16 protein-coding genes and 2 tRNA genes are annotated in these 19,423 nt (G+C 33.8%); all 18 read left to right on the forward strand.

Annotation, left to right across the window (positions count from 1 at the left end):
* Positions 1–3,192: a DEAD/DEAH box helicase family protein gene (locus D4A81_RS02225; protein ID WP_111525282.1), complete on the forward strand. Its 3,192-nt coding sequence runs from the start codon at positions 1–3 to the stop codon at positions 3,190–3,192.
* Between the two features lie 70 nt (positions 3,193–3,262).
* Positions 3,263–3,487: a hypothetical protein gene (locus D4A81_RS02230; protein WP_174705942.1), complete on the forward strand. Its 225-nt coding sequence runs from the start codon at positions 3,263–3,265 to the stop codon at positions 3,485–3,487.
* A gap of 159 nt (positions 3,488–3,646) precedes the next feature.
* Positions 3,647–3,718: transfer RNA gene (locus D4A81_RS02235), tRNA-Arg, on the forward strand.
* A gap of 46 nt (positions 3,719–3,764) precedes the next feature.
* A tRNA-Tyr gene (locus tag D4A81_RS02240) sits at positions 3,765–3,848 on the forward strand.
* A gap of 162 nt (positions 3,849–4,010) precedes the next feature.
* Positions 4,011–4,625: a sugar O-acetyltransferase gene (locus D4A81_RS02245; protein WP_111525283.1), complete on the forward strand. Its 615-nt coding sequence runs from the start codon at positions 4,011–4,013 to the stop codon at positions 4,623–4,625.
* Between the two features lie 18 nt (positions 4,626–4,643).
* Positions 4,644–5,501 carry a YitT family protein gene (locus D4A81_RS02250; protein ID WP_111525284.1) on the forward strand — a complete coding sequence of 286 codons (858 nt, stop codon included), beginning with the start codon at positions 4,644–4,646 and terminating at the stop codon, positions 5,499–5,501.
* Positions 5,502–5,511: 10 nt separating this feature from the next.
* The gene (locus D4A81_RS02255) at positions 5,512–6,357 is read left to right on the forward strand and encodes a Cof-type HAD-IIB family hydrolase (protein WP_111525285.1); all 846 of its coding nucleotides are present in this window, start codon (positions 5,512–5,514) and stop codon (positions 6,355–6,357) included.
* Between the two features lie 16 nt (positions 6,358–6,373).
* A complete protein-coding gene (locus D4A81_RS02260; RefSeq protein WP_007593869.1) occupies positions 6,374–6,643 on the forward strand; it encodes a TIGR04076 family protein in 270 nt (89 codons plus the stop codon).
* A 2-nt stretch (positions 6,644–6,645) separates the two neighbouring features.
* The gene (locus D4A81_RS13385; RefSeq protein ID WP_172621784.1) at positions 6,646–8,589 is read left to right on the forward strand and encodes an Eco57I restriction-modification methylase domain-containing protein; all 1,944 of its coding nucleotides are present in this window, start codon (positions 6,646–6,648) and stop codon (positions 8,587–8,589) included.
* On the forward strand, positions 8,589–12,014 hold the full coding sequence (locus D4A81_RS02270) for a DEAD/DEAH box helicase family protein (protein WP_111525287.1): 3,426 nt from the start codon (positions 8,589–8,591) through the stop codon (positions 12,012–12,014). The genes D4A81_RS13385 and D4A81_RS02270 overlap by 1 nt, the downstream gene beginning before the upstream one ends.
* Before the next feature lie 140 nt (positions 12,015–12,154).
* Positions 12,155–12,796 carry a metal-dependent hydrolase gene (locus D4A81_RS02275; protein WP_242977701.1) on the forward strand — a complete coding sequence of 214 codons (642 nt, stop codon included), beginning with the start codon at positions 12,155–12,157 and terminating at the stop codon, positions 12,794–12,796.
* Between the two features lie 157 nt (positions 12,797–12,953).
* Positions 12,954–14,276 carry an ankyrin repeat domain-containing protein gene (locus D4A81_RS02280; protein WP_111525288.1) on the forward strand — a complete coding sequence of 441 codons (1,323 nt, stop codon included), beginning with the start codon at positions 12,954–12,956 and terminating at the stop codon, positions 14,274–14,276.
* Positions 14,263–15,099: a radical SAM protein gene (locus tag D4A81_RS02285; RefSeq protein ID WP_111525289.1), complete on the forward strand. Its 837-nt coding sequence runs from the start codon at positions 14,263–14,265 to the stop codon at positions 15,097–15,099. The genes D4A81_RS02280 and D4A81_RS02285 overlap by 14 nt, the downstream gene beginning before the upstream one ends.
* Positions 15,090–16,133: an AAA family ATPase gene (locus D4A81_RS02290; protein WP_111525290.1), complete on the forward strand. Its 1,044-nt coding sequence runs from the start codon at positions 15,090–15,092 to the stop codon at positions 16,131–16,133. The genes D4A81_RS02285 and D4A81_RS02290 overlap by 10 nt, the downstream gene beginning before the upstream one ends.
* The gene (locus D4A81_RS02295; protein WP_111525291.1) at positions 16,126–16,629 is read left to right on the forward strand and encodes a phosphoribosyltransferase; all 504 of its coding nucleotides are present in this window, start codon (positions 16,126–16,128) and stop codon (positions 16,627–16,629) included. Before D4A81_RS02290 ends, D4A81_RS02295 begins: the two co-directional genes overlap by 8 nt.
* A 9-nt stretch (positions 16,630–16,638) precedes the next feature.
* The gene (locus D4A81_RS02300) at positions 16,639–17,424 is read left to right on the forward strand and encodes an ATP-grasp domain-containing protein (RefSeq protein ID WP_111525292.1); all 786 of its coding nucleotides are present in this window, start codon (positions 16,639–16,641) and stop codon (positions 17,422–17,424) included.
* Between the two features lie 47 nt (positions 17,425–17,471).
* Complete coding sequence (locus D4A81_RS02305) at positions 17,472–18,410, forward strand: ADP-ribosylglycohydrolase family protein (protein WP_111525293.1); 939 nt, start codon at positions 17,472–17,474, stop codon at positions 18,408–18,410.
* 110 nt (positions 18,411–18,520) lie between these two features.
* On the forward strand, positions 18,521–19,423 hold the full coding sequence (locus tag D4A81_RS02310; RefSeq protein WP_111525294.1) for an ATP-grasp domain-containing protein: 903 nt from the start codon (positions 18,521–18,523) through the stop codon (positions 19,421–19,423).

The raw sequence follows: 19,423 nt of genomic DNA on the forward strand, positions 1-19,423 counted from the left end.
ATGGAAAAAGAGAATACATCACAGAAGATAATGGAAGGACTGAAAGACTTTCAAAGAGAGACGGTAAATAGGGTTATACAATTATACAAAAACGGTAAAAAAAGAGTTCTTATCTCAGATGAGGTAGGACTTGGTAAAACTATGGTTGCCGGAGGCACTATTGCAAAATTTGCTGATTTTGCAAGGGAGCAGGGTAAGAAGAGAATAAAAGTAGTTTATATATGCTCCAATACTGCCATTGCTGATCAGAATTTAGAAAAACTTTGTATTACAGAAGATGTACTAAGAGAAAGTGTAGCTGATTCGAGGTTGTCGGTTCAACATCTGAATATATTTTCACAAGAAGCTAAATTAAGTGGAAAAGCTCTGATACAACTGATACCGCTTACGCCGGATACATCATTTCATATGACTACCGGATGTGGGATGTTGTGGGAAAGAGCTGTGATATTTGCAATATTGAATAAAATACCGGAGCTTGAAAAATATAATAAACCATTAGAAATGATTATGCAGGCCGGAGGAACTTCAGGTTGGAATGCTTGGGCAAAAGATAGAGGCGAGGATAGAGTTTCTGAGTGTGATAGAATTACAAAAGGCAAATATCTCAACTATATGGTAAAAAAGGTTTCCAGAGGATTGAAAGTTAAGAATCCTGAAGGGAAAATATTACTTTATGATTTGATAGAAAAATGTAAAGAGGTTAAAAAAAGCGGGAAAGCAGAAAATATATATGAAATAATTGGAAGGCTGAGATATTTGTTTGCAGGAATAAGTCTGGAGAAGCTTGAACCTGACCTGGTGATTTTAGATGAATTTCAGAGGTTTAAGTATTTGTTACAAACAGAATCTGACACAGAAATGGGAATGCTTGCAAATAAGTTTTTCAACAGTAAATCTGTAAATATGCTCTTGCTTTCAGCTACACCATACAAGATGTATTCTACATTGGAAGAGATTGATGAATCACTGGTAGATGAACATTTTTCAGAGTTTTTTAATGTAATGAAATTTCTCAACAGTACAGAAAAACGACATGAGGAGTTTAAAAGTATATGGGAGGATTATTCTAAACAGCTTAAAGAATTTTCCATAGGAGATACATCAATTATTCAGGCGAAAAATAGGGCAGAGGAGGCAATGTATAACTCAGTATGTAGAACTGAGAGAATTTCAGCAAAGGAAAGTGCCGATATAGTAGATATTACTAATAGTGACAAATGGCTGGAAGTTGAGGAGTGCGATATAAAATCCTATATAAAGGTAAGTGAATTAATTGATCTTATAGAAGCTCCATATCATGTTCCTGTTGATTATATAAAATCCTGTCCGTATATTATGTCATTTATGAAGGATTATAAGTTGAAAAAGGATATTATTAAATACTTTTACAACTATCCGGAGATGCTGGAGAATATAGATAGAGAGAGTAGGGATATCCTGTGGTTAAAAAGAAATGATATAAATAATTTCAGACCTTTAAAATGCAATAATGCCAGATTGGAAGCTGTAAAGAAGCATGTTTTTTCACAAAAGTCGGAGCTCCTTTTGTGGGTACCTCCTTCAAAACCCTATTATGTTCCGGAAGGGGTGTTCAAAGATGTAGAGAATTTTACTAAGACTTTGATATTTTCATCATGGGAAATGGTGCCGAGAATGGTTTCTAGTATGCTTTCCTATGAGGAAGAACGCAAAACAATAGGAACTCTGGCAAAAAGAAATGAAGAGATTAGCGTAAATTACTTCAGCTCTGAAAGAAAACAATATCCGGTACCTAGGATGAGATTTTCGGCTTCTGAAAACAGATTGAATAGTATGAGCTTATTTTGTCTTTTATATCCATCCAAGTTTCTTGAAAGTTGCTATAATCCTATAGTTTGCATGAATAATTCCATGTCACTGAGAGATATAGAAAAGGAAATCGAAAATAAAATTGCCAAAAGACTTGATAAATATAAAACACCGGAGTCCGGTTTGATAGATCAAAGATGGTATTATATGGCTGCATTGTTATTAGATCCGCCGGGATATGTAACAGGGTGGTTAGAGGATGAAAGATATGAAGATGATGACAGCACTACATTTTTTAAACATTTAGAACAGCTTAGAATACTATACTACAATAATATAAAGGTATTGGAGCTTGGAAGGAAACCTAAAGACCTATATTCAGTATTGGCAAATATGGCTATTGCATCACCGGCTATTTGTATTAGTAGATTATATAATATATATGCCAAAGGAATAAATTATTCAAGTACGCTACCTACTCAAGTATCAAAGCGATTTATTGATATGATGAACAAGCCTGATTCTACAGCAATCGTTGAGCTTGCTTGCGGAAAAAACAATGAGGATGTACATTGGAAGAATGTTTTGAATTATTGTAAGCATGGTAATATTCAGGCAATGTTTGATGAGTATGCACATCTTTTGGTAAATGGATATGACGGGGAAGATATTGTGCTTAAATTGCATAATGATATTACTTCAAATATGAATATAAGAACTACACCATATGAGATTGATACATGGAAAAATTTTAATAAGGCAGTAAAGGATCAGAAAATAACACCGACAAGAATCAGAACACATTTTGCAGTAGCCTTTACAAAGGGAGATGGCAATGATAAGGATGCAAATAGAAAGAAGTCGGTTAGAGCGGCATTCAATTCACCATTTAGACCATTTGTATTGACTTCCACATCCATTGGGCAGGAAGGGCTTGATTTTCATAATTATTGTAGAAGGATAGTACATTGGAACCTTCCGTCAAATCCAATTGATTTGGAACAAAGAGAGGGTAGAATAAATAGATTTGAATGTCTTGCAATCAGGCAAAATGTGGCAAAGAGGTATGGAAATATTTCTTTTAAGTCAAATGTCTGGGCTGAGTTATTTGAAGAAGCAAAGCTTATGGAAAGGTCTGATAAAAGCTCTGATTTGATACCTTACTGGGGATTAAAAGAAACAGAAGATATGATTCGTATAGAAAGAATTGTACCAATGTATCCATTCAGTAGAGATCAAGAGGCATACAAAAGATTGATTAAGATTTTATCACTATATCGTTTGACTCTAGGTCAGGCAAGACAGGAAGAACTGCTTACATATTTGATTAAAAATAATAAAGGTAAAGAGGATTTGGAAGAGTTATTCATAAATCTAAGTCCATATTTTAAAAGAGCGTGAAATACCGCTCTCTTTTTGTATAATGGTAATAACTATACTTAAAAAGCATACTAAAAGAATAAGGTTCTATGTGGATGGAAAACATTTAAGTCTTAAATTCTTTGATTTCAGGTCTTTTATTATCATGGCTTTTATGATGACACTTGGTATAGTCTTACGTACCGGGGGGCTTGCACCGAAGCAATTTATAGCATTCTTCTACACCGGACTTGGGGCTTCGCTTTTAGTTGCAGGCATAAGATTTGGTTATAATTTTGTTAATGTAGTGAAAGAAGAGCTGGAATATAAGAAATAAATTGGGATAGATTTTACTATAAAATTGTGTTTAAAAGGCAGCTCGTATTGATGATAGGACTGCCTTTTTATTATCATAGTATAGCAATTTATTTTATACCGCAGGTTGAATGACAAGTAAGATTCAATGTAATATACTTAACCCATCAAAGCAAATATGTCTCTTATAGTTCAATGGATAGAATGATCGGCTACGAACCGGTTGATTCCGGTTCAAATCCGGATGGGAGAATAGATATTTCATAGCATTACGGTTGAAGAGGTATCAATTTATATAAGGGCAGGTGTCCCGAGTGGCGAAGGGGGCGGACTGTAAATCCGTTACGAAAGAAACAACGCCGGTTCGAGTCCGGCTCTGCCCACTGTATATGAATATGCTTAATGACACTTTGAAAATTTTTAATGATGTCTTTTATAAGATTATTAAGGCAATCCTCTTTGGGGACTGCCTTTTTTTGCTGATATAGTATATAATATCTACTTGGTGTTAAAAGTAATAAGAAAAATAATATAGAGGAGAAAAGATGAGCGAAAAGGAAAAGATGCTAGCAGGAAAGATATACGATCCCACTGATGAAGAGCTTGTCAGATTGAGAATGAAAGCTCATAGACTTTCGCAACAGTACAATACTTTATTCGAAGATGACGGTTTGCGAGATACTATTATAGATGAACTGATACCTAATAAAGGAAAAGGTTTATATTTACAGGGTCCGATTTACTTTGACTATGGAGTCTTTACAAGTTTTGGTGCGAACTGTTATGCGAATTTTAATTTTACAGTACTTGATGTATGCCCTGTCACTATAGGTGATAATGTATTTTTTGGGCCAAATTGTAGTCTTATGACACCGCTCCATCCTATCAGATGGCAGGAGAGAAATATAAAGTACAAAGCAGACTCCAGTGCATATGATGATGAATATGGAAAGCCTATTACTATAGGGTCAAACTGCTGGATTGCGGCGAATGTTGTGATAACAGGAGGGGTAACAATAGGAAAGGGCAGTGTAATAGCTGCCGGCAGTGTTGTTACAAAGGATATTCCCGCAAATTCACTTGCAGCAGGAAATCCTTGTAGAGTGATCAGGGAGATAACAGAAGAAGACTCTATAAAATATAAGAGCGAATTATACTAAAATATAGTTGAGGAAAAGATGAATAAGGAAATAATAAAAGAGTGGTCAAAAGATATCATAGTTGATATCATAGCAGGAATTTTTATGGGAATAGGAACATATTGCTTTGCAGCAGCATTTAAATTCCCAATGGTCGGATTTACCGGATTGGCACTTATCATATATCAATTAGCAGGGGTACCTGTTGGAATAGGAACAATAATACTCAATATACCATTTGCAATATTGTCATATAAGGAACTGGGAAAGAAATTTTTGCTTAAATCTATTAAGTCAATATTTATAACTTCTATAATGATAGATATTGTGGCGAAAGTCTTTCCAATTTATCAAGGTGAGTATATGCTGGCGGCAATCTGTACAGGAATCATATCTGCATCAGGATATGCAATGATATTTATGAGAGATTCCTCTACAGGAGGAGCTGATTTTATAATGGTTTTGATACACCATTTCTTTCCACATTTTTCATTGGGAAAGATAGCATTAGTTATAGATTCAATTATAATTGTACTTGGTGTAGTTTTGGTTTCAAAGAGTATTAACAGTTTGATTTATGGACTTATTATAGCGTATCTGGTTGCAGCAGTACTTGATAAGGCAATGGATGGACTTACAGCAGGTAAGCTTATTATGATTATTTGTGATAAACCAAAGGATATGGCAAAAGAGATATCAAAGCTTATTGACAGAGGATCAACATATCTTAAGGCAGAGGGAAGTTATACTGAAACAGAAAGGGATGTAGTAATGTGTGCTTGTGCAACAAAGGAAGTACATACAGTAAGACAGGCGGCAAAAAAACTGGATCCCAATTCTTTTGTAATCATACTGGATTCAAATGAGGTAGCAGGAGAGGGATTCAGACATTTATAGGGAGAGGATGATGAATATATTTGAAGAGAAGAAGATAAAGGTAAGTGAAGCTGTTTTGGCACTGGATCTGGACGGTACATTGACAAATTCAAAAAAGGAGATAACTGAGAATACTAAAGCTGCCATAGATAAATTTATAAAGGGAGGAGGTACAGTAGTACTTGCTTCAGGCAGGCCAACATTTGGAGTTAGTCCGGTGGCAAAGACACTTGGACTTGAAAAGAAGGGCGGCTATATACTTGCATACAATGGAGGCTACTTCTATGATTGTAAAAATGACAAAGAGTTGTTTATGAGGGAACTTACACATGAATATCTTCCTATACTGGAAGAACAGGCAAAGCATTTTGGTGTAAATCTTATGACTTACAATTATGATAAGGCATATGCACTGGATATAGAGGAGCAATATTATATGCTGGAGATCAAGATAAATAACTTTATAAGAGTGAAAGTTGATCCACTTGCACCACAGATTACATTTCCAATTATAAAATGCCTAATGACTGCACCCGGAGATCACCTTGCCAAAGTGGAAAAGGAGATGAAAAAATTATGGGAAGGGAAGTTGAATATAGTTCGTTCAGAGCCATATTTCTTAGAGATTACAGAGGTAGGTATAGATAAAGCGAATACTCTTTTAAATATGACAAATAAGATCGGCAAGGATACAAAGAATCTTGTTTGCTGTGGTGACGGATTCAATGATTTGTCAATGATTCAGGCTGCCGGCATAGGAGTGGCAATGGCAAATGCTCAGGAGAAAGTGCGTCAGGCAGCAGACTATATTACAAGGTCTAATGATGATGATGGCATAGTAGATGTGATTGATAATCTTTTTTATTGGAATAGGTAAGATCTGAGAGGTTACTATGAACAGAGGAAAGCGTCCAAAAATAAAAATAACTATTACAGATCGTAGGGGGAAGATGGGATGTCATAGAGGGCATCATGTTGGAGAGGTGTTTGATTATGATGAGGACAGGGGGAAGATTTGTCCTATGGCAATGCACTGTGCCTTTCCATATATTGATATTTTAAGATATGGTGGCAGTTTACCGGGACAACCTGAGGGATGTGCAGAGTTTTGTTGCTCAGATGCAGATGTTATTTTGGTTTTTAAGGCTGAGATGGAAAAATAGTTGTGAAAAAGATAATAGATATAAAGGCTAATCCTATAAGTTCTCTTTTGAAAGTATTGTTACAGGATAAAACATCAAAAAAAAATATAATATGGGCAACTGATACATATGAAGAGTATGGTGAAGGATTCTTGGATTATGAGCAAATAAGTGCAGGATTTCTTGTCTATCATGCTGATATTATAAAGCCAAGAATAAAGAAGACTTTGGAAGCACAGGCAGACAGAACGAAAAAGAAAGCTGAGGTTTTTACTCCTGCTTGGCTTTGCAATAAGATGAATAATTACTGTGATGAAGAATGGTTTGGTAGAAAGAATATTTTTAATATTGAAAATGATGACAATACTTGGACGGTTATAGAAGAAAAAGTAGAGTTTGAGAATAATACCTGGCAAGAATATGTGGATTCAAAAAGACTTGAGATAACTTGTGGAGAGGCACCATATTTAGTTTCAAGGTATGATGTAGTAAGCGGAGAATTTATAGAGCCTACAAAAAGAAGGATAGGTATACTTGATAGAAAGCTTAGAGTAGTAAATGAAAATTCAGATAAACATGATACTTGGTTTAAATGGGTATTAAGAGCGTTTGAATCGGTATATGGTTACGAATATCAGGGCGATAATCTTTTAATAGCAAGAATCAATATGCTATTGACATTCACAGATTACTATGAGGAGCGTTGGAAAAAAGAACCCGATGATAAATTGCTTAATGATGTAGCAAAAAGGATAGTGTGGAATATATGGCAGATGGATGGTCTAAAAGCCACATTACCACTTGGAAAGCCATATAAAGAGTTCTATCAAATATCTTTTTTTGATAATACTGAAGATACAAAAGTGGAAGAAAAAAAAACAATTCCCTGCAAAATATATGACTGGAGAAGAGGCTGTTCAAGACTATTTAAAAAGCTGGAGGATATGAGAATGGGAAAGAAAGTATTTGATTATATAATTGGAAATCCACCGTATCAAGAACCTACGGATTCGGATAGTACACGTATGCCACCTGTGTATAATAATTTTATGGATGCCACATATAAAATTGCCGATAAGGTAGAGCTAATTCATCCAGCACGATTTTTATTTAATGCAGGTTATACTCCTCAAAAATGGAATGAAAAGATGTTAAATGACAAACATTTTAAAATATTAAAATATGAATCAGACTGTACTAAATTTTTTAAAAATACACTTATAAAAGGAGGAATTGTAATCTCATATAGAGATATTCAATCTGATTTTGGAGCTATTGGTACATTTACACAATTTAATGAAATGAAATTGATATTAAAAAAAGTAAAGGAAAAAGCAGTAAAGTACTTAGATGAAATTATTTCATCACCACTTAGTTTTAAAGTATCTGATGTAATGATTAGAGAAAATCCCAGACTAATACCAAGATTAAGGAGTAGCTCATTTGTAGCTCTTTCAGATATTTTTACTAATAATATTCCAAATGATGGAAAAGAATATATTAAAATGATAGGTCTTGAAAATGGGAAGAGAACATCTAAATATATAAGACGAGACTATATTATTGATTTGAGTGGAACATTAGATAAATATACTTGTTTGGAAGCAAAAGCTAATGGCTCAGGAGTTTTTGGAGAAATACTTTCATCCACGATTATAGCTGAGCCAGGAGTAGGGTATTTACAGACATTTATTGGAATTGGACAATATGATAATGAGATAGAAGCACATAATACTAAAAAATATATATATACCAAATTTACGAGAGCAATGTTAGGTATATTAAAAATAACACAAGATTGCCCTGGACCTAAGTGGGCATATGTTCCACTACAAGATTTTACACCGGATTCAGATATTGACTGGGGTAAATCTATCCATGAAATAGATTTACAACTATATAAGAAATATGACCTTGATGAAGAAGAAATTGAATTTATTGAAACGCATGTAAAGGAGATGTCCTAATGGCAGCAATAAGTATAAAGACAGCTATAAGAGTAAACCCACAGTGTTATGCATATACCTTGCCTGAAGTGCCATCAAAGAATGGCTGGACAAAGATTGGATTCACTGAAAGAGATGTAAATGTTCGTATATCAGAACAACTACATACTGCAGGATTAAAGCCTAATATATGCTGGCATTTACTGGCAACTTATAGGACTGAGCCATTTGGAAATTTTACAGATAAAGACTTTCATCTATATTTAAAGAAGCTGGGATTTGAAAGAGAAAGCAGTACAGAATGGTTTAAAATAGATCCTAATATTGCAAAGTTAAATTATAATGATTTTACAGAAAATCATGGAGTAGTAAATAATGCCACAGACACAGCATGTCCATACACACTTAGAGATGAGCAAAATGATGCAGTTGAGATGACTTTGAAATATTTCAATTCTCATAAAGATGGTGAATTTCTTTGGAATGCAAAGCCACGTTTTGGTAAGACTCTCGCAGCATATGATTTATGTAAGAGAATGAAAGCTAAAAATATTTTGATAGTGACGAATCGTCCGGCTATAGCTAACTCATGGTATTCAGATTATGAGACATTTCTTGGTACTGAGTCAGGACTTTATTTTGTCAGCAATGTAGATGGAATCAAGGATAAGAAGTATGTATATAGTCGCAGTGAATATGTATATAAAGTAAGTAAAGAAGATAATGATGACAGAGGATGCATACAGTTTGTCAGTTTACAAGATCTCAAAGGTTCTATATATTTTGGCGGTCAGTATGACAAGCTTATGGAAGTTAGTGATACAAGGGATGAAAAAGGAAACTATAAGGGAATACTTTGGGATATACTTATAATAGATGAAGCACATGAGGGTGTGGACACTTATAAGACAGATATAGCTTTTGATCATATTAGAAGAAGCCATACCCTACATCTTTCAGGAACACCGTTTAAGGCATTGGCAAATGATAAATTTCCGCAAGATGCTATATACAACTGGACTTATGCTGATGAACAGGCAAAGAAGAGGGATTGGGATCAGAAGGATGAGTTGGAGAATCCATATGAAAACTTGCCATGTTTGAATCTGTATACCTATCAAATGTCAGATATTATAAAAGATAAGCTGACTAAAGGTATAGAGCTTGATAATAATATGGAAGAGTACGCTTTTGATTTAAACGAGTTCTTTGCGACAAATGAATCAGGTAAGTTTGTACATGATACCGATGTGGATAAATTCTTAGATGCATTGACAAAACAAGAGAAATTTCCATTTTCAACAGAGGAATTGAGAAATGAACTGAAGCATACCTTTTGGCTCTTAAATAGAGTGGCAAGTGTTAAGGCTTTAGCTAAGAAACTCGAATTACATCCGATATTTAGAGAATATAAGGTGATTATAGCAGCAGGTAATGGAAAGCTGGATGACGAGAGTGAGAGTAGTAAGTCTTTTGATCGTGTTACAGAAGCAATAAAAGAATATGAGAAGACTATTACACTCTCAGTGGGACAGCTTACTACAGGTGTTACTATAAAGGAGTGGAGTGCAGTATTGATGCTGTCAAATATGTCATCACCTTCACTATATATGCAGGCTGCATTTCGTGCACAAAACCCATGTTTATTCAAAGGTAGCAATGGTGGATTTTACAGAAAAAAGAATGCATATGTATTTGACTTTGACCCGGCTCGTACACTTAATATTTTTGAAAAGTTTGCAAATGATTTAATTCCACAATATTCCGGTAATAATATGGATGTTGATATAAGAAAACACAATATAAAGGCATTGTTAAACTTCTTTCCGGTATATGGTGAGGACGACAGTGGTGAGATGATGCTTTTGGATGCAGAATCTGTACTTTCTATTCCAAGACATATATATGCAAAAGAGGTTGTAGAGCGTGGTTTTATGTCAAATTTCTTATTTGCGAATGTTTCAGGTATATTTGCAGCACCAAGAGAAATTATTGATATTATAAACAATATGCAGGCAATAGAAGAACCGACGACATTGAACAGAGTGAATATAGATGAAAATACAAGTGTTGAGCTATGTATCAATGATAAAGGCAATGTGGAAATATCTAAAGAACAAGTGATAGGAACTGCAAAGGATTTGTTCGGTGAAAAGATATATTCAACTGTAAGCACAGGTTTAGAAAATATGGCTGATGAGATTGTAAAGGATCGTGAAGCTAATCCACAACCGAAAAAGAACGAACTTGATGAGTTACAAAAGAAGTTCAGTAAGCCTTTAACTGATATCATGATGGAAACAGTTAAACAGAAATATGGTAATGATTTGAAAAAGTCTACACAAAATCAGCTTGAAAGAGATATTCACAATAAGACATCTGTTATCGTAAAACATAAATACGGCGAGTATACAATAAACGCAAATAAACTTGAAAAGGAGAAGGAAGAAAAAATAGTCGAAGCACAAAATAGAGGTGCTTCAATGATAGATATAAGTAAGCTTGATGAAGAGTACAATAATAGAAAAATAGAAATCTACAATCAATTGGTACATGATATTAAGGACAAGCTTGATAGTGAGGATACAGTTAAAAGCATGACTTATGATATAGTAGAAACTGTAGAGACTGAAAAGCTGAATAAAGAGAAGGAGTCTATTGAAGGCAGTATAAGGGATCATTTAAGAGGCTTTTCAAGAACTATTCCGGCATTTCTTATGGCATATGGTGATGAGAACACAACTCTGGAAAACTTTGATTCATTGGTTCCTGAAGATGTATTTTTTGAGGTTACAAGAAGTACACAAAGTGATGAGGGCGTTACATTAGCGCAGTTTCGCATGTTACGTGACGGAGGATTCTACTATGAAAAGGATGAATCAGGTAATGATATAAGGGATGAAGCACATAAAAAGTATTTTGAAGGACATCTTTTTGATGAGGTGGTTTTTAATGATGCAGTTGCAGAATTTATGAAGAAAAGAGCTGAACTGGCAGATTATTTTAGTGAATCAAGTGACGGTGATATATTTGATTATATACCACCTCAAAGGACAAATCAGATTTTTACACCGAAACTGGTAGTAAAAGATATGGTAAATATGCTTGAAAAAGAAAATCCGGGATGCTTTGATAATCCTGATTCTACATTTGCAGACCTCTATATGAAATCAGGTATGTATATAACAGAAATAGTAAAAAGACTTTTTCAAAGCAATAAAATGAAGGAACTCTTTCCGGATGAAACTATACGATTGAACCATATATTTTCAAATCAGGTTTATGGATGTGCACCAACAGAGATTATCTATCAAATTTGCCGAAGATATATACTTGGATTTAGCGATAGAATAAAGATTGAAAAAGATAATATTAGGCTTTGTGATACATTGGAATATGTAAAAAATGGTGAATTAGAAGATAAGATTAGGGAACTGTTTGATTAAGTACCGAAGATTGTAAAGTGATAAGCAATATTTCGGATTGGAAAAAAGAAAATCTTGAAGATGAAAATGGTGAGATAGGATTACTTGTAAATAAAATTCTTGGAGCCGGTGAGAAATAAAATGTACTATTAGAAAGGTAAATGATGCTAGGTAAGACACATTTTTCAGTAGGAATGGCGGCAGGACTTGCAGTATGTAGGCCACAGAGCCTCGCAATATTGGTTGCAGGCACAGCAGTAGCAGGATTTGGAGGTATTATCAGCGATATAGATGTTGGAACATCTGATGCTCATAATAAAGTGGATCATATTATAGGTTTGGCTATGGGTGCTATTGTGGGAGTGGTGATTGCAGATGCAGTTTTTCATGTAGGTATATATAATAGACTGATGGCAGACAGCAATATTGCTAGAATCATTATAGGAACATTAGCTTTTTTAGGAATATGTATTTTTGGGATGAAACAGCCACATAGATCATTTATGCACTCAATACTGGCATTACTTGGTCTTAGCTTTTTTGTATACATGATTTTTCCGGATGTGGCACCATATTTTAGTATAGGCTTTGCATCACATATGGTTATTGATGCATTTAACGGAAAGCGTGAGAAGCTGTTTTGGCCTATAGGCAAAGGGTTCGCTTTGAGAATGTGTTCGTCTAATGGTATGATAAATAACTTGTTATTTCATTTGTCAAATATAGCTACAGTGATACTTATACTTACTTCAAGATCAGTATTTTCTATATTACTTATGGTAATGGGATTTTTAAAAAGATAAATATATCTTGGGAGGCATTCTTAGATGAATGCCTTTTTTGTATTGAAAAAGCCTAACTACCGTTGCAATATAGGCGTATTCGTTGCATTATTCCTTGATAATATTGAAGATAAAATAACAGATTATATAATAGCTATATGAAAGAAAGGAGTGGCAAATGGTAGAAAAGCAAAAAGAGATTCCTTTTTTATGCTTAAAGATGAAAGAACTTAGAGAAAAACATAAATGTAGTTTAGAGGATATGGTAAAAAAGATAAAAAAATGTGAGGGAATAATATTTGAAAAGTCTTCTTTATCTCGTGCTGAAAATGGTGAAAGAACTGAAAAAACTTTAAAAGAGTATGCTATCAGGTATTGTAAAGCTTTTGATATGTCGGATGAGCAAATAGAACAGTTTTTAAGAGGAGAAAAGATAGTTGTAATAGATACTTCAGCACTACTTAAGAATGTTCAGCTTATAGATGAGCTGAATGAGGAATACAATAAGGTAATTATTCCTAAAGTCGTAGTAAATGAGTTAAATAGAATTAAGGATAATAAAACATCAGCATATGGAAAAAAGGCTTGGGAGATACTTAGAGGGATAAGTTATGGTGATAAGATTGTATCAATGGAATATACAGGTGCAAATAAAAATATAAAAAATGATGAGAAGATTATATTTATTGCAAATGAGGCTTCAAAAAAATACCATGCCAAAGTGGATATTATAACGAATGATATAGACTATTCGGTATGTCTAAAGAATGATAAGAACATATCAGCATTACATTTAGAAAAATATATGGCTACAAAACAGCTGATTATAAATACCGGAAGGCTGGATATTATAAATGATTTTTTTGCTGATTCTTATGAAAGTATGGGTCATCTAAGTGTAGATGAAGTAAATGCATGTATGAGAGATGGATATACATTGATTATTTCTACCATAAGAGCAAAGTCAAAGCCTATAAGTCAAAGAAAAGCCAAAATAAAATGGCTGATATCATTGGGAGCGGATATAAATAAAAGAGATAATGCAAGGAGATATTTCCCACCACTCTCACATGCAATACAGGTAAAAGATTATGATATGTTCCGGTTTTTGTTGGTTGAATGTAGAGCAAATCCAAATGTAGGCAGTAGAAATCCTTATGGTTGTGAAAAGCTAAGGCAAAAGAATGAAGGCAATATGCCACTGATGATTGCTGCATGGCATGGAATGGAGAAGTTTGTAAAGGTATTATGTGAAGATGAAAGAACCAGCATAAATCAACAGGATGCCAATGGTTTTACTGCACTTATGAAAGCATGTATGAATGGTCATTTTGAAAATAAAACCAAAGATATAAGAAATATTTTGATTGAGGCGGGTGCTGATACAAAGATTGTGGATATGAATGGTAAGTCCTATATTGACTGGATAGATGAATACAAGAAAAAAGGAACTATGATAAAAGACTATAGAAAGAGTAGAAAAGATAATGGAAATAGATAGGGTATGTATTTCAATAAATAATAGATGCAATTTGAACTGTAAATACTGTCATTTTCATGAGAAAAAAGATGCTATTAAGAAATCTTCAATGGATGTGATAAAGATTTTGGATAATATTATTTCATATATTGAAAGTAAGGATATTAAGCTTTTCAAGATAGGATTTGTAGGGAATGGAGAACCATTGCTTGAATACGATGATTTAAAAAGATATATATTATACATTTCTGATTATATAAAAAATGGGGAAATTATGGCATATTCGATTACAAATGGACTTTTACTGAATGCGGACATGATAAAGTTCTTTGAAGAAAACAGAATTAATCTAGGATTTTCAATAGATGGAATTGAGAAAATACATGATATGTATCGCTGTAATACACATAGAATGGTAATGGATAAAATAGAACTCTATAAGCAGGTTACAGGCAGGTATCCAAGTATGAACTGCACTGTAGGCAAAGAAGTGATAAAGGAGGAAGAAGCTACGATTAAATTTTTTGAAAGATTTGATAATAGAATCACTTTTTCAAGGATGATTGGAGAATATGGTATTTCCCTAGATGAGTTCAACAGTTTCTTGGGTAATGCAAAGAAGAGATTGAATATTCGTATGGGAGGCTATGATTGCACTATGTATGGGGGACTGTGTGGGGCAGGCATTAACAATTTCTTTTTTGCTAATGGAAAGGTATTTTTATGTGGAAACTGTGTGGATTTGAAGGCTATATCAGATAGTAATATTAAAATAATTGAGCTTGAAAAAATATATTTGGATTTTGATAGAACAAAATGCTATAAGGAGATGATATGCGATTAGGTTTATATGGACTGCCCGGTGCAGGTAAGACTTATATACTGGATAGGATAGAGGGTATAAAAGCCCTTAATGGAAGTGATTTACTTTTAGATATTGCTCCGAAATTTTATCAAATGGATGAAATGTATAAAAAGGCTGTAAGAACTGAATTGGCAAAGAGTTTAATAAAAAAAGATGATTTTATCATGGATGGGCATTATTCGTTTGGAGATAAGATAGTATTTACAAAGGAAGATGGAGAACTCTATGATGTCTTTTTATATTTATATATTGATCCTATAGTACTGAAGTCAAGAATGGAAAAATCTTTTAAAAATAGTAAGTATTTAAAATTTGATGTTGAAAAATGGCAGAAGTATGAAATAGAAAAATTGAGGGAATATTGTCATGAGCATGATAAAGATTTTTATGTTATCGACAATCAGGATAAGGGATATTTTGAAAATATAGATACAATATTCTCTTTTGTAAAGGCTGTCTTAAAGGGTTTTAGCTGTGTTGACTTTGCAAAAAAAGTAGCAAATGATATTTTATCAAATTGTGATTTTTACAATATTGTTCTTACAGATGGAGATAGGACATTGATAAGGGAGGACTCAAGTACTCTGATTGGATATAAAACAAATATATTTGATGGGAATTTTTATACCGGTTTTCAGAGTTTTAACCACCATGAAAATATGATAAAATATATAAAAGATCTTGGACATATTCCGAAGGTTGATATTAGATATAATAATATGGTACTTGAGTCTGCTGATTTTATATTGACATCAGGGCAGATGGATATATGGGAAAATATTTCTAAGGAAATAGGAAGGCCGGTATTTGGTGGGCATCAAATGTCTGCAGACACCAAATTTTTTATTACCAAATATCTACAAATGCATAGAAGAGTAAGGGCTTTTGGAGATAGCTTGAATGATTATTTTATGTTAAAAAGAGCTGATGAGGCATTTCTTATATCTAAACCGGACGGAACTTTGAGTAGCTCTCTTAAAAATAGAGATTTGGAGGGAATATATATTGTTTGAGATCAAAAAAGATAAGAAAATAGAAGAACTTATATCTATTACAAAATCTGATTCAGGCATTAGTGGACCTATATTGGCTAAGGCACATATGGATTTGGGTATGGCAATGGGAGAACAAATAAAGGATCAGTTTACTGGTGATACCACAGTTGTAGGAATACTTAGAGGAGGTATGTTTATGGCAATAGGCCTATACTATGCTCTAGACTGCCAATTTGAACTATATGATCCAAAAGCCGGGGAGTTCATCCGTCCAAAAACAAAGAATGTAATATTGGTGGATTCTGTGATAAATAAGGGTAGAACTATAGAACGAATACTGGATTCTACAATGAGCGTGGCTTGTGGTGTAATCAATGAGAATGCAGTGGAAAAGTTTAAAGACAGGTTATACACTATTCGTATTTCAAAAAACTCATTTGTAGGAAGTGATACGAAAGTACAAAAGGGGAATAGAGGTCCAGACACGACAATGAGATTGTTTAATCAGATATAAAGGGGGGGTATGGGAAAGATTTATTTAAAAACAAAATTTGAAAATGAAATGAAAATGGAAATTCCTCACAGTGCAAACATTGCAAATGCCATGTACGGATTTAGAGAACTTGGAGCGGAGATTATTCCATATCACAAGATTGATGAGATTTATGATAAAGTAACAAGAGAAGATATTGTGCTGGATTATATTGGTCAATGTAATAGTATATTTGCTAAATTTGGAATTACACCGAGGATACCGGATTATCCTGATGCTTTGAAGCCATTTCTTGGAAGGAAGATTTGGAAGGATACTATAAACAGTATTTCAAGAAGTGAAGAAAAGTGGTCAGCCGGTTATTTTGTTAAGCCGATAAGAAATAAAGTCTTTACAGGAAAAATAATAAGCAGTATTTCCGATCTTGTTGGCTGTGGGAACTATTCTGAAGATTATGAGGTGCTTGTAAGTGAGCCTTTAGATATATGTGCAGAGTGGAGATGCTTTATACTATATGATGAGATAGTTGATGTCAGACCATATGGACTATTACTGGATAGAAACAGAAAAAGCTATAAGTATCATTATGACTTTAAAGTTTTGGATTCTATGCTGGAAGCATTTGTCAAATGGGATGAAAGGTCTGTAGCCTGTAGTATGGACATATGTGTTACAAAAGAGGGGCAAACATTATTGGTAGAGATAAATGATGCATATGCACTTGGCTGCTATGGCTTGGCAAGTATTTTCTATGCAAAGCTTATTTCTGCAAGATGGAGTCAGCTTTTAGGTTTAAAGGATGAGTACCGTTTTTAAGATAGATATGTAATATATTGTTGTTATCAGGAGTAGGAGGTGAATTAATGGATAATATTTGGAAATCAGGAATGTATGGTGTGATCGTTGCAGATGCAATGGGAGTACCTGTGGAGTTTACTTCAAGAGAAGATAGAAAGTTCGATCCTGTAATAGATATGAGAGGATATGGCACATACAATCAGCCTGAGGGTACATGGTCGGATGATAGCAGCATGGCGATTGCAACCCTTGCAAGTATCAGAGATAAGGGTAAAATTGATTATAAGGATATAATGGATAGATTCCACGATTGGTGTATGTATGGAGCTTATACGCCATTTGATGAAGTCTTTGATATAGGAATAGCCACTTCTAGAGCTATTATGAAGTATAGTACCGGAGCGAAACCATTGGAATCGGGTTGTGAAACGGAGTGGGATAACGGTAACGGCTCACTTATGAGAATTCTACCTATATGTTTGTACATATTTGAACAGCAAAAAAACTTGAAATTACCCGATGATGAAGCGATAGATATTATACATAATTGTTCAGCTCTGACACATGCACATCTAAGAAGTAAAATAGCCTGTGGGATATATTATTTTTTAGTAAAAGCTATTTTAGATAAAGATGGAGAATTAACAGAAAGGCTACAGCAAGGAGTAGACAATGCATTTAAGTATTATAGTGAAAGTACTAAGAGTGAGCTTGACAATTATAACAGACTTATTTCACTTTCAGAATTTAAAGATATATTTGAGGATCAGATAAGAAGCACAGGATATGTAGTGTACACACTGGAGGCTGCGATATGGTGTTTGATAAATACGTCATCTTATGAGGAAGTTATTTTAAAAGCTGTAAATCTGGGTGATGATACTGATACTGTAGCAGCCATAACAGGTGGGCTTGCCGGGCTTTATTATGGCTATGGTAATATACCTGAGAAATGGAAATCTAAACTACAAAAAAGAGAGTGGATTGACAGTTTGTTAAATTGATAAGTAGATATTAGAAATATAATACAGGTACAAGAAAGCTGGCATTTTTAATGTACAGCTTTTTATTTATACTAAAGAAGATAAAAACAGGAATTCTTTAGGGGGTATTTATGAGAAAAGAAAATTTGGAAACAGCTAAAAATTTAAACTTTATTTTTTGCAGTCATCCGTTAAATAAAAAGAGCGTGGATGAGAATTATATGGAAGAATATCAAGCAGCAGGCTTGAGTCATTCCTGTGCATTATTTAGCTATGAAGACTTGGAAGTTGGGAAACTGTCGCTTTATGGTGAAGATATTAAAGGTTTGACAATATATAGGGGATGGATGATGTCACCAAATATGTATGAAAACTTTTATAATTTGCTGCTTGAAAGAGGAATACAGCTTATAAATACTCCAAAGGAGTATGCAAAATATCATCTTTTACCCGGTTGGTACAAAGATTTTGAAAGGTTTACTCCTTTTAGTATTTGGAGTGAGTCAAAGAATATAGAAGATGCTTTAAAACTAACAGATGGATTAGGGGGAGCATTTATTATCAAAGACTATGTAAAAAGTAGAAAACATGAGTGGTATGATGCCTGTTTTATAAAAGATATCCGGGACAAGGAAAATACTGAGAAAATAATCAATAATTTTATTAACCGACAAGGCAGTAATCTTGAAGGTGGTGTTGTACTTAGAAAGTTTGAAAGCCTTAAATCTATAGGGAATCATAAAGACAGTGGTATGCCGATTTGTGAAGAATACAGGGTGTTTGTTTTCAAGGGTGAAATATTGATTGCAGATAATTACTGGAGTGAGAATGAAGAAGTAAATATATCGGAAGATGAATATGTATGGATTGAATCAATAGCAAGCAAGATAGAAAGCAATTTTGTGACTATAGATTTGGCAAGGAAAACTGATGGCAATCTTATAATAATGGAAATGGGAGATGGTCAGGTATCAGGATTACAGCAAATGGATACATATGAATTTTATGGTGCTTTTCAAAATCAGGGGAAATAA

This window comes from Lachnoanaerobaculum umeaense, assembly GCF_003589745.1.
In the GTDB taxonomy this organism is placed as follows: domain Bacteria; phylum Bacillota; class Clostridia; order Lachnospirales; family Lachnospiraceae; genus Lachnoanaerobaculum; species Lachnoanaerobaculum umeaense.

Excerpts from the sequence above, each read along its gene's own strand:
- D4A81_RS02260 (WP_007593869.1), top strand. The coding sequence starts at position 6,374 with ATGAACAGAGGAAAGCGTCCAAAAATAAAAATAACTATTACAGATCGT.
- D4A81_RS02310 (WP_111525294.1), top strand. The coding sequence starts at position 18,521 with ATGAGAAAAGAAAATTTGGAAACAGCTAAAAATTTAAACTTTATTTTT.
- D4A81_RS02245 (WP_111525283.1), top strand. The coding sequence starts at position 4,011 with ATGAGCGAAAAGGAAAAGATGCTAGCAGGAAAGATATACGATCCCACT.
- D4A81_RS02285 (WP_111525289.1), top strand. The coding sequence starts at position 14,263 with ATGGAAATAGATAGGGTATGTATTTCAATAAATAATAGATGCAATTTG.
- D4A81_RS02290 (WP_111525290.1), top strand. The coding sequence starts at position 15,090 with ATGCGATTAGGTTTATATGGACTGCCCGGTGCAGGTAAGACTTATATA.
- D4A81_RS02275 (WP_242977701.1), top strand. The coding sequence starts at position 12,155 with ATGATGCTAGGTAAGACACATTTTTCAGTAGGAATGGCGGCAGGACTT.
- D4A81_RS02250 (WP_111525284.1), top strand. The coding sequence starts at position 4,644 with ATGAATAAGGAAATAATAAAAGAGTGGTCAAAAGATATCATAGTTGAT.
- D4A81_RS02300 (WP_111525292.1), top strand. The coding sequence starts at position 16,639 with ATGGGAAAGATTTATTTAAAAACAAAATTTGAAAATGAAATGAAAATG.
- D4A81_RS02270 (WP_111525287.1), top strand. The coding sequence starts at position 8,589 with ATGGCAGCAATAAGTATAAAGACAGCTATAAGAGTAAACCCACAGTGT.
- D4A81_RS02305 (WP_111525293.1), top strand. The coding sequence starts at position 17,472 with ATGGATAATATTTGGAAATCAGGAATGTATGGTGTGATCGTTGCAGAT.
- D4A81_RS02225 (WP_111525282.1), top strand. The coding sequence starts at position 1 with ATGGAAAAAGAGAATACATCACAGAAGATAATGGAAGGACTGAAAGAC.
- D4A81_RS02280 (WP_111525288.1), top strand. The coding sequence starts at position 12,954 with ATGGTAGAAAAGCAAAAAGAGATTCCTTTTTTATGCTTAAAGATGAAA.
- D4A81_RS02255 (WP_111525285.1), top strand. The coding sequence starts at position 5,512 with ATGAATATATTTGAAGAGAAGAAGATAAAGGTAAGTGAAGCTGTTTTG.